Annotated in this window: 11 protein-coding genes and 1 rRNA gene; 3 read left to right on the top strand and 9 right to left on the bottom strand. The window is 38.6% G+C overall.

Going from position 1 to position 11863, the window contains the following annotated elements:
• The first annotated feature begins 53 nt into the window (after nt 1-53).
• Complete coding sequence (locus tag ACO6UW_RS03705) at nt 54-2858, top strand: DUF2339 domain-containing protein (protein WP_065388028.1); 2805 nt, start codon at nt 54-56, stop codon at nt 2856-2858.
• Here ACO6UW_RS03705 and ACO6UW_RS03710 read toward each other — a convergent pair.
• Together ACO6UW_RS03710 and ACO6UW_RS03715 are read right to left on the bottom strand one after the other, a co-directional pair.
• Nucleotides 2848-3765, bottom strand: a complete 918-nt coding sequence (locus ACO6UW_RS03710; RefSeq protein ID WP_005066312.1) for a mechanosensitive ion channel family protein — start codon at nt 3763-3765, stop codon at nt 2848-2850. The genes ACO6UW_RS03705 and ACO6UW_RS03710 overlap by 11 nt on opposite strands.
• A gap of 9 nt (nt 3766-3774) precedes the next feature.
• Nucleotides 3775-4596, bottom strand: coding sequence for a hypothetical protein (locus tag ACO6UW_RS03715; protein WP_005804297.1), 822 nt, complete (start codon nt 4594-4596; stop codon nt 3775-3777).
• Between the two features lie 96 nt (nt 4597-4692).
• Here ACO6UW_RS03715 and gspE point away from each other — a divergent pair, with 96 nt between their 5' ends.
• Nucleotides 4693-6183 (top strand): type II secretion system ATPase GspE, encoded by a 1491-nt coding sequence (gspE, locus tag ACO6UW_RS03720; protein ID WP_005804298.1) that lies wholly within the window; start codon nt 4693-4695, stop codon nt 6181-6183.
• Between the two features lie 55 nt (nt 6184-6238).
• On the opposite strand, the gene ACO6UW_RS03725 is transcribed toward gspE, so the two are convergent.
• The 7 genes from ACO6UW_RS03725 to ACO6UW_RS03755 all read right to left on the bottom strand — a co-directional run bounded on the left by ACO6UW_RS03725 (nt 6239) and on the right by ACO6UW_RS03755 (nt 11187).
• Nucleotides 6239-6670 carry an organic hydroperoxide resistance protein gene (locus ACO6UW_RS03725; RefSeq protein WP_002117290.1) on the bottom strand — a complete coding sequence of 144 codons (432 nt, stop codon included), beginning with the start codon at nt 6668-6670 and terminating at the stop codon, nt 6239-6241.
• Nucleotides 6671-6758: 88 nt separating this feature from the next.
• Nucleotides 6759-7196, bottom strand: coding sequence for a MarR family winged helix-turn-helix transcriptional regulator (locus ACO6UW_RS03730; RefSeq protein ID WP_005804299.1), 438 nt, complete (start codon nt 7194-7196; stop codon nt 6759-6761).
• 165 nt (nt 7197-7361) lie between these two features.
• Nucleotides 7362-7736 carry a DUF4951 domain-containing protein gene (locus ACO6UW_RS03735; RefSeq protein WP_005066318.1) on the bottom strand — a complete coding sequence of 125 codons (375 nt, stop codon included), beginning with the start codon at nt 7734-7736 and terminating at the stop codon, nt 7362-7364.
• Between the two features lie 14 nt (nt 7737-7750).
• Entirely contained in the window at nt 7751-8575 is an 825-nt protein-coding gene (locus ACO6UW_RS03740) for a carbon-nitrogen hydrolase family protein (protein ID WP_065388029.1), read from the bottom strand.
• Nucleotides 8576-8604: 29 nt separating this feature from the next.
• Nucleotides 8605-9126, bottom strand: coding sequence for an anti-anti-sigma factor GigB (gigB, locus tag ACO6UW_RS03745; protein ID WP_002117273.1), 522 nt, complete (start codon nt 9124-9126; stop codon nt 8605-8607).
• 102 nt (nt 9127-9228) lie between these two features.
• A complete protein-coding gene (gene gigA, locus ACO6UW_RS03750) occupies nt 9229-10197 on the bottom strand; it encodes an RsbU family protein phosphatase GigA (RefSeq protein ID WP_002117221.1) in 969 nt (322 codons plus the stop codon).
• A gap of 111 nt (nt 10198-10308) precedes the next feature.
• Nucleotides 10309-11187 carry an MlaA family lipoprotein gene (locus ACO6UW_RS03755; protein WP_065388030.1) on the bottom strand — a complete coding sequence of 293 codons (879 nt, stop codon included), beginning with the start codon at nt 11185-11187 and terminating at the stop codon, nt 10309-10311.
• A gap of 573 nt (nt 11188-11760) precedes the next feature.
• Here ACO6UW_RS03755 and ACO6UW_RS03760 point away from each other — a divergent pair.
• Nucleotides 11761-11863 (top strand): 16S ribosomal RNA (locus ACO6UW_RS03760); the annotation flags it as partial.

Below are 11863 nucleotides of genomic sequence, written 5' to 3' on the forward strand. Positions count from 1 at the left end.
GTATTGGCTTGAAGTAAGATGACCTGTAATGAAGGTGTCATATTGCTAAGCCCATGTATAAAAAAGACAAACAGGGAATGATCATTGTTTTGATCGCTTTGACTTTGTTTTTAGCCATTTCAATTGGTTTTAAATTTCAGAGTGCTGTTATTGCTTTATCTATTGCACTTACTGTCATTCTAGTTCAATTACTGTCAAATCTGCATGAGCGTTTAACTCATTTAGAACAGCAGTTTTCTTGGCAGAAAACGCCACTTTATTCTATTCACATGCAAAGAACAGTGATTTATGCAGCCGCCTTGGTTGCATTAGTTGCTTATATAAATCATTGGATGTGGATTGCTGGTGGGGCTTTACTGGTTTTATTGCTATGTTTGATTCAAACCATCAGTGCATTTCATACTCGACTATTATACCTCGAGTCAGCAAAACAAACTGTTCATGTAAATGAGACCATACAAACAGAAGTTATAAATCCTGTAATAGAACAAGTTAGTTCCAATAATACAGACACGCTAGTCCCAGCAGAAACGGCACCTTTAAATCAAACAGAACAATCAGCCCATGTACAGACTGCATGGTGGCAACCAGCCGTGGATTGGATGATTCATGGCAATCCAATCTTAAGAGTTGCTGTTGCTGTGCTTATGGTTGGGGTCGTGTTGCTATTGCGTTTTGCAAGCGAGCATTGGCATCTTAGTTTAGGCGTGAAACTTGGATTTATTGCGATTGCTGGAGGTGTGTTAACGGCATTTGGGTATACATTGCAAAAGAAAAATCAGCTTTTTGCTGTGGCATTGCAAGGTGTCGGGCTGGCTGTTGTATTCCTGACACTTGTGTTCTCACATCATTTTGGTGTAATTGCCAACCTAACTACAGCGAGTATTCTGTTTACGATTTTATTAGCTATTACGGTATTCCTGAGCTTAAAACAACAAGCTATTTATTTGGCAATATTAGCACTTGGTATGGCTTATGCGGCTCCTTTAGTTATTCCGCAATATCGCCCTGATGTAACCTTCTTATTTAGCTATTACTTAGTAATTAACTTAGCAGTTGCTGCGGTTAATTTTATTCAGCCTTGGAAAATCTTAAATCAAATAGCTTTTTTTGCCACAATGTTTATTGGTGGTAGTGCAATCGCATTTTATGCAGAACCCGCAAAATTTAATACATTAGACTGGATTTTGTGGTGCCATATCGCACTGTTTATTTGGCTTAGTGTTCGTTATAGCCAAAATATATCTCGGACGTCAGCAAGTGAAAAACAAGAAGGCATTCGTTTACCTCCACTCTTAGATGTTGGTCTTATTTTTAGTGTGCCAGTACTGGGCTTTACCCTTCATGCCTACTTAGTACATGAGTCTACACAAGCCTTGACGATTGGTGCAGCCGTCTTGGCGGGTACCTATGCAGTATTAACGTTCTGGATTAAAAAAACTCATCCTCAGCTTTCGGTTCTTGCAAAAAGCTTTTTCATTCTCGCGGTTGCGTTTTTTGCCTTAATTTTCCCGCTTGCAAAAGGAGCACATTGGACAGCGATTGGTTGGGTTGCCCAAGGTACGGCTTTAATTGTGTGGGGAGTAACTGAGCGCTACCGTTTAAGCCGATATATTGGTGTGGTTTTAGTTTTACTTAGTTCTATTGCGCTGTTTTATCAGGTGTGGGCAAACGAAGAGTTCCCAACGCTAAGCACAAGCATCTATGCAATTGCTCAATTTATTTCTGCCTTTTATTTATTGCAATACAACAGTAAAGAGCAACGCTATTTTAGCGCAAGTATGTTTAGTGGCATTTTCTTGTGTTTAGGGATGTATGCGGGTGCTGTAGCTGGTGTAGAAATAATGGCATGGCATCATCATGCTTTGAGTCCGTATTTGATGTTCGCCGTAGTTCTAATCGCAATATTTAGCGCAGTTGTTCACTATAAACTTCGTGTGCAATGGCAAAGTTTGCAGTTAATTTTAATTAGCCTGTTACTGTTCTTAGTTTTGGGCGAAGCCTTTGCGAGTCAAGTGTTTACGTTGTTTAAATGGGTAGACTCATTACAACAAACTACTTTCTTAGTCGCTACCATTATTCTAAGTGCCTTATTTATTATGGCTCAACCGCAGTCGGATGAGTCTGGGTACTTAAATGTCTGGGCTGGTTTAAGCTGGTTGGCGTTAGCAGTAGTTGGTTTGGCGATCTTTCCAAAAATGCCAGTTGTTGCTCTGGCTTTTATCCCTGTGGTTTATTCGCTTTGGACGTATAAGGCTCATAAAACTACATTGTTGCATCAAATTCCGGTTTGGTGTTTAAGCTTAATTTGGTTGCTAGTTGTGAGCGTTGATAGCCACTCTGCTGAGTACCTTTATTTTGTTCCTTTATTTAACTTAACTGATTTTCTTTCTATTGTAGTATTTGCAGGTCTGCTCTTTATTATTTATCAACATGCTTTTGATCAAGATAAATCACAAGAGTGGACTTTTAAAATTACAACAATTTTAGCTGGGTTATTGGTATTCAGTAGTGTGGTCGTTAGGGGCTTACATCATTACTGGGGGACACCACTATGGAGCTTAGCAATTTGGACGAATGGTGAAGTGCAGTTAAGTTTGACATTGCTTTGGGTCATTTTGGCATTTGTATTAACTACATTCTCAAGCCGTAAAATGATTCGTCAACTCTGGTTTGTAGGTGCTGCACTTTTAGGTATTGTGGTATTAAAGTTGATTTTGCTTGATCTATCACAAAGTGCGACATTAACCCGAGTCATTTCGTTTATTGGAGCAGGTGGAGTAATGTTAATTATTGCTTATCTTGCGCCATTACCCCCGTCGTCTACCGCGCAGAAGAATCAAGAGCCTAAGCTTTAGGCTCTCGTTTTAATTCTTTTTGATTGCTATATTGATCGATATCGTCTTCAGCAAAACCAGTAGACGGTCGATCAATCAAGCCCATTTTAGGAACAGGAATTTCAATTCGGTTATCTAAAAATCCATTTCGGATTCGTTCTTGCATTTCATCACGAACTTTTAAAGAATTCTCTTGTCTACACCACATCGTGAATAAAAGCTCAATTGATGATTCCCTGAATGCGGTAACCGTAACCGCGGGTTTGGGATCATCCAGTACAAGGGGATAATGAGCTGCTACATTCAGTAGAACCTCACGGACTTTAATAATATCTTCGTGAAAGTTGATTGCGAGCGTAATTGGGATACGTCGTATCGGATATTTAGACAAGTTGTGTACAGGCGCACGAATAAGCTGTTCATTCGGCAAACGAATATAGACATTGTCGAGTGTAAGTAATTTTACCGAAAGCAAATCAATTGAAATGACTTCGCCTTCAATTGTATTACCACGAATGAGCGTAATCTGGATCGTATCACCGACTTCAAATGAACCCTCACCAATCAAAAATAAACCACTAATCAAGTTACTGGCAGATGTTTGTGATGCAAAACCGAGTGCTACAGTTAAAATCCCTGCTGCACCGAGGAATACACTAAGTTTGAACCCAGCTTCTTTCAAACTTGTCATGATGAAGAGTAAGAAAATGAAATAAAAAATACCACGGCGCCATACAAGGCGTTGGTGAGCATTAAAACGTGAGCCAATTGTTCTAATAAACGTATTCGAAATAATACGAGCAAGAACAAAGCCAATGAAACACAGTACAACAGCGACTAAAATTTCACTAATACGTTCGGTATTGATATTGGTAAATATACTTTTGAGGCTATCAGCGATATCTTTTGGAATATTTGAATCGGCCATATAAACCTCTTAAAAGAATGAATCAAACATATTGAATAATGCTCCACCAGGTGAGCGTGGTGGGTGAACATAAGTCACTTCACCAGCAAGAGGTGGCGTACGATTTTCAATACGAATACGTGCCGGACGATCAGAACCCTCATAATAAACTTTAATTTGAGAAGTCCACAAACGACCTGTACTTTCACTATAAAAAAGAGGAAGGGCGGTAACTGGCACATTCATACGATCAAAGCGTAATTGATGATTACTTGTGTTGTGAAAGTCGATTGGAGTAACAGCACGGAAAGCGCGTGGTGTTAATAGATTCAAATCAGTACGGCCATCCACTGAAGTGGCATAACAGATTTCTCCTTGCTGCGCATTAGGACCAAACCACGTATCTTTAGGCTGAATCACAGGAATCTCAAACAAAGGTTCATGCTGACTTTCAACTAAGCCTGCAATCCATAATGGTGTGCTTATATATAGAGTCCCACGTTGACCTGCTGGAATATAAATAGGATCGACAGGTTTAATAACCACAGAACGATCTGCCAGACGTGGCATCAGTAAAAATTCTGGGTTGGTCTTTCGAAACATGTATCGTTCTACTTGAACCGTATGCGGAAAGGCAAAATGTGGATCGGCAATTGGATGCCAATCTTGTTCATTATCGTCTTGGAGAGACGGACGATAATATTCGATGCGCCATTCTTTTATGCCACGTGTTAAACGAAAGAGCATTGAACCGAATTGCCATGCTTTGGATTGGTTAATTTCAAAGTGCTGTTCACCCCACCATTTTAAAGAATTCTGGGGGTGAGGCTGATATTCATTATTTTCAAACAAGACGCAAAATTCCTCTACCGAGTTGTTAAACAGACTTCACGCTGTAATCTGCTTAGAGTACACTCAAAATCATCTTACTCATCATTATAAATTGTGATGCAAATATTGAAACAAATACAAGTTCCATATAGTTTTGCCAAGCGTCATGGTGTTTTATTTCGTTATGACGGTGATCAGGTATTTATTATTAGACGTCAAAACACTGAAAAAATTGCATTACAGGAAGCAAGACGCATCTTGGGTAAGCCAGCTCATTATCAATTATGTACTGAACAAGAATTTAATACGCTCTTAAGTACGAGTTATGCAGGTGATACAGGGGAATCACAACAAGTTGCAGCTGGTTTAGAAGATCATCCAGATTTATTGAGTTTGGCCGATCAGGTTCCTGAAACAGAGGATTTGATGGACCAAGAAGATGACGCACCTATTGTTCGTCTGATCAATGCGCTACTCTCTGAGGCAATTCGAGTAGGGGCTTCTGATATTCATATTGAAGCTTTTGAAAAGAAACTATCTGTACGATTACGTGTAGATGGACAATTACGTGAGATTGTACAACCACGCCGTGAGTTAGCGCCTTTATTAGTCTCGCGTATTAAAGTTATGGCGAAGCTCGATATTGCTGAAAAACGTGTACCACAAGATGGACGTATTTCTTTACGTCTTGCTGGCCGTGAAGTGGATGTGCGTGTTTCAACTTTGCCATCATCACATGGTGAAAGGGTCGTTATGCGTTTGCTTGATAAACAAGCGGGCCGACTCAACATGACTCACTTGGGTTTAATGGCTAATGACTATGAGCGTTTAACTCAGTTAGTACATCGTCCCCACGGTATTATTTTGGTCACAGGGCCTACTGGCTCGGGGAAAACGACCACCTTATATGCAGCCTTATCTGATCTAAATGACAATACCCGTAATATCTTAACTGCTGAAGATCCAATCGAATATCAACTCGAAGGTATTGGTCAAACACAAGTGAATACCAAAGTGGATATGACATTTGCTCGTGCTTTAAAAGCAATGTTACGTCAAGATCCAGATGTGGTGATGGTGGGGGAGATCCGTGATCTGGAAACTGCTGAAATTGCAGTTCAAGCATCTTTAACAGGACATTTAGTTTTATCAACACTACATACCAATACAGCTATTGGTGCAGTTACTCGACTTAAAGATATGGGGATTGAACCCTTCTTATTATCAAGTTCTTTAATTGGGGTGATTGCTCAACGTTTGGTTCGTACTTTATGTCCACATTGTATGACATGGCGTGAAGCAGATACTTTTGAGAAACAGGTTTTTCAGCATATTAATAATGAACCGTTGTTGCAGTTACCTGAAGCTAAAGGGTGCGATCATTGTTCACATTTAGGTTTTAATGGACGTACAGCGATTTATGAAATCGTACCAGTTGATGAACCTATGCGCCGTCTGATTCATGGTAACGCAGCTGAATATGAATTAGAAAATCATGCTCGTGAGTATTCAGGTTCTATTCGTGATGATGGTTTGCGCAAAGTACTTGCAGGTAAAACTACACTCGAAGAAGTGCTTCGTGTAACTAATGAGGCAAGTGAAGCATAATATTTAAGATGTAAAAATGCCCGATTTGATTCGGGCATTTTTTAAATATCAAAACTTATTCAGTCACAATATTAAACGTCACATCAATATTGTTGCGAGTTGCATTTGAATATGGACAAACAATGTGGGCTGCTGCAACTAACTTTTCAGCTTCTTCACGATCCATACCCACTAAGTAAACATTTAAAGTTACTTCGATGCTAAAACCTGTAGGAATTGGGCCAATACCTACTTCACCTTCTACATAAGCGTCTTTACTAATATTAAATTTATCGCGGTTTGCAACAAATTTTAAAGCACCTAAAAAGCATGCTGAATAACCAGCTGCGAATAGTTGCTCTGGATTTGTTACAGCACCACCTGCGCCACCCATTTCTTTAGGCACACCAAGCTGTACATCTAATACGCCGTCTGATGAAGTAGCACGGCCATCACGACCACCGGTTGCTTTAGCTTTTGCACGATAAACAACTTTTTCTAATGACATCGTTTTTATTCCTAAAATAAATTGAATACAAATATATCGTACACGACTTAATTATTTTGACAAGTATATTTTTTAAAAAAATTGCTGTTTATTTGACTAAGTTTGTACGGAGTTTAGTAAGTTGATCTTTAAGGCCTAGTAGTGTTGTCATATCACATGAACTTGCTTCTAATACGCCTGATGGAATATGGATTGCTTGATCTTTTAATTTTTTTCCTTCGTCACTTAGCGTAATAATCACTTGTCTCTCATCTTGAGTTGAACGGGTACGATGAAGTAAATGCGAGGCTTCTAACTTTTTCAAGATAGGAGTGAGGGTAGATGATTCTAAAAAAAGTTTAGCTCCAATTTCTGAAACAGTCACTTCATCCTGCTCCCATAACACTAACATCACTAAATATTGGGGATAGGTAATGCCCAAAGGTGCTAGAAGTTTTCTGTAGAGTTGATTAAGCGCTAAATTCGTTGAATAAATGAGGAAACATAATTGATTCTCAAGCTTTAAGTTTTGACAGTCTTGGTCCATATATTCCTCAAAGAAACTAGTATTGCTTTTGTAGTATATCGCTTTCTATTCAGTTTCTTAAATGTTCATCAGAATAGTTTATGAATAAAATAAATGAGGGTACATAAAAAATGGAATAATTAGATCAATTATTCCATAAGATAAAAATATTTTAGAACACTGTATTTACCACAAATCTGCAATCTTTTTCATTAAGCGAGCACGATACTTCGCAGTAGGATTATTTGCATTACGTTGTTGCTCTTGTTCATAAAAGTCTTGCCATGCAGTAATCATTTCAAGAGTGGTTCCTTGCTTTTTAATCACAGAAACATCTGCTGGCTGAATATTTTCTAAACGTTGTCTTGCACCTTCTGCGCCCGTACCCCAACCAATAATTCTTTGGCCAAAAGCGGGCAAGGGGATATTTTTAGGAGTTTCTGGAAGAATATCTGATTTGAGCTGTGCAGTAGGCGAAACAAAATGGTTTGTTGTACCAAGCTCTGCATAACAATGAATATTTGCCCCCAAGCAAAAAATGCTAAATAAGTATTTCCACATGAATAATTAAACTTTTAATAATGAATCAATTTACGGTGAGTCATGAGAGGCATTGAAGAGCGGACGAGTTCTTGTGCTGTTAAATCAAAGGGTACAGTGATTAAACCACTCCCTTCATATCCAATCATACTTAAAATTTGACCACGACTATCTGTTGCCCCAGAGTGTCCCCAGGTTTGTCGTTTTTCACCATGCCAGCCCTGTTGTGCTGCGCCTAAAACATAACATTGGCTATCCATTGCCCGAGCTTGTAGCAAAAGCTGCCAGTGCATTTGTCCAGTTGTATAAGTAAATGCAGCAGGAGCAGTCAGAATATGAGCGCCTTGTTGTCTCAGAGTTAGAGCAAGCTCTGGAAAACGTAAGTCATAACATACCATTAAGCCAATATTGCCAAAAGGGGTAGATGTGACTACTACGTCTGTTCCAGGTTCAAAGAAACGAGACTCTTGATAACCACCGACAGCATCACCCACTTGTACATCAAATAAATGGATCTTGTCATAACGTGCTTCTGTACGCTCAGGGCTAATACAAAGACTAACCGTCCGGACTCGACCATCTTGAATGGTAGATCCATCTGGACGAAATGGGCATGGTAAGGTACCGGCCACAACCCAGATTTGATATTGATGTGCTAGCTTCTCAAGCCGTTGTTGAATAGACTCAAATTGCTCAGCTGTTTCGCGTTGTTTTCCAGCAGCAAAACATACAAAGTTTTCGGGGAAAACAATCAGGCTAGCATTTTGCGCCTTACTTTGTTGAATCAAAGACTCAATGACTTGAAAATTATTTTCAATATCATCTTGAGAGTTCATTTGAGCAACAGAAATAAGGGTCATATTCTAATAATCCGGCTTAATGATTAAAGTCAGGCATTTTGCTTATCTGATACCTGTTCAAGCGTATCTTGTTCTTTCTGTAACTGCTTCACAAGTGGCTCAAACATATTCTGATTGTTTGCATTGAGTTTCATCAATGTCTTATGCGCATCCAGAACTGTTCTTAGCATTGCATTATGAGTGATCTGTTCATCAGTTAACGTTAGTGTGCAAACGTTAGGATCGCCACAGTAATTCAAAATGACAAAAACCTGCCCTAGCCCCATACTGTTGGCTAAGGTTGTGATATCTGGATTGGTAGATAGCATCACAGCTTGAATATGATGAGTTTGTTTAAGCTTTAAACCTAGCTTAGCTAGGATGCCTAACACCGTACTATCAATAAATGTTGTTTGGGTTAAATCAACGATTGCACCAACAACATTCTCTTGCTGTTCAATTCTGTTTAAAAGTTTGTCTAGACTTATACAAGAATGGGCTCGCACTTCACCAATAAGTTTGAAAATATGCGTTCCATTTAAACTTGCATATTCAACATGACCTGTTGACATATAAATGCCATTTTCAGAGAAGGATAGAAAAATTATCACATAGTGCCATCGCAGACTCAAGAGTCCTTAAGTCGTATATTATGTAATTAATTGATTCGTAAATTAATTCATTCGGCAAAGACTGAAAATGGCAATGTCATCAGCCACATGATCGGGTGCTTGGAATGATTGATTTTGCAAATGATGGACCAATTGTTGGAACTGATCATTTAACCCACCATCAAAAGGTTCAAGTGCTCCATCTGAGCAAACAATGAAACGTGCTTGGTGATTTAATGTACAAACATGCTCTTCAACTTCGAGTTCATCAGTTAAGCCTAATGGGAAGCTACTTGTTGTTAAAATTTTTGGAGCTTGATTAGGTTCAAAAATGATAGGAGGGGGGTAGTGCCCAGCACTTGACCAGCGAAGCGTATGTGTTTCAAGGTTTAAAATACCCACCACAATCGTAATGTGCTTTTCAATATTCTCTTGAACCAGCATCCCATTTAATTTTTTTATTAATTGTCTTGGGGTTTTAGAACGGCCATGAAAAGCTGCCATCCATGATGTTAATAAACTACTGGTTACACCATGTCCTGAAACATCGGCAAGATAAAATAAAACTTCCTTATCATTTAATTTCCAGTAGTCATACCAATCACCAGAAAGATAAGCTGAAGGCTGAAAGAAAGTTTCGACTTGATAATTTAATAAATCAATTGGATTAGGTAATAGTCTTTTTTGTAGTTCAGCAGCCGAAGGTAAATCGCGGCTATCTTGGTTACGTTTATATTGGGCATCGATTCTTGATAATGCTTTATTTAAATCGTTAGGTAGTTGATTCCATACCCAACCTGCAAGAGCACCCGCTTCCCAAGCTTGAGCTAAAGCGCTGCCTTCATGTTCAAAAGCAATGACAATGGTGGGTAAATTCCATTTATATGTCAGGAAATCTTGTACATCTGCTATTGCAATGATAGTTGGATCATATAAATCTAAATCATCTATGTTAATGACTTGTAAGCCTGGCAACTTATCCAAAGCTTGCTCTAAATAAGGAATAGAGCGTGTCGGTTTAATAAAATACATAGAAGAGATGGTAGTCCTTTTATATGATCACTTTATTCATCATAGAGTATGTATGATCAAAATCAAGGTATTGCCCAACTCTTAATCCAAGCAATACCTTGATTTCATCTTTTAAGGGTTTTGATTCTCATCTGGTGTATCTTCTGAGTCATCATCAATGAAAGATACATCAGCTGAGTCGCCCTTTTTCTCTGCAATTTGGAATGCTTTACGTTGCAGATATAAATCTCGAATCATGGCGTATTGATCCCCCTGTAAGGTCTGATCTAGATCCAGATATTGAGCGCGTGTATCAACCGCTTGTAACATATTACTTGACCAATAAAGACCATCTTGATCATCCATAACATATTTCTGTGGGCGTGCTTGGGCGTCTACTGCTAAACCAAAACCATCACGTAAGGTACTTGGACCGAAAAAAGGCAACATCAGGAATGGGCCAGAAGGAACACCATAGTAACCGAGAGTTACACCAAAATTCTCTTCTTCAGTCGGTAAACCTAAACGGCTGGCAGGGTCAGCTAAACCAAGAGTGGTTAACGTATTAATTGTAAAGCGACCTAGGGTTTTTGCCGCACGACCAGGGCGACCTTGAATAAGCTGGTTAACAGCATTCCAAGGTTCTCCAAGATTTTTACGGAACTGACGATAAGAACCACGTACATCTTCTGGAGTCTTTTCTCTATATTGCACAGCAACTGGACGTAAAAAATTTCGGTCCAACATGTCGTTAAATGAGTAAATTGGACGATTTAATGACTGTAATGGATCTTTTACAGGATCTGGTTGTGCTGCATTCGCATTAATTTTTAAATCTTTAACTTTAATATTTTTTAAATCTTTAATAATTTGTGAGCGCGTATGAGTCGGTGCTGTTTCTTCTAGTGAGCTAGCATCAGAAGATTCACTTAAAGTATTTTCTTGAGCATATAGAGAGGTACAAACACCTACAGATAATACGCTTAGTAAAATTAAATTAGAATAATTCATATAATTCCTTAACCGCCAGCCAGGCTAATACTTAAATGTGCAGTTGGGTGGAGATATGTTTTAATACAAAATTGATAACCTATTATCAATGTAAAATTGATCAAATAATATAGATAAAATGCTAAAAAGCTTAAAAAGTATCCAGTTGATGATATTGATTTAAAAAAAGGGTTGCAAAGGGATCTTAATCATCTATAATGCACATCCATCGGCGGTGATGCAGATAGAAACTTGTTGAAAAACAGTTACTTGTGATTAGGTTGATTGCTTTAAGTGATGAATTTGATGGTAAGTTGGTTTGAGAGATAAGTTTTAAAAATATCGAAATTACCTGTTGACTTTTAAGAGATTAAGAGTAATATAGCCGACCTAGCTTGCTGGTGACGAACCAGGAAGAAGATCATTAAGAGAATTGAAGAACAACTTGTGTGGATTTTTACTGGTTGATTAATCGAAATAATTTTCATTGATTGATTGGTTTAAATTACTCGAAGTTTATTTGAGCGAAATTTAAGTCAGTAATTGATGAGCCAGAATTGGTACCTTGTCTTTAAATAAGGTACAAAATGATTTTAACTGAAGAGTTTGATCATGGCTCAGATTGAACGCTGGCGGCAGGCTTAACACATGCAAGTCGAGCGGAGAGAGGTAGCTTGCTACTGATCTTAGCGGCGGA

The organism is Acinetobacter sp. JADD-222 (assembly GCF_049310645.1).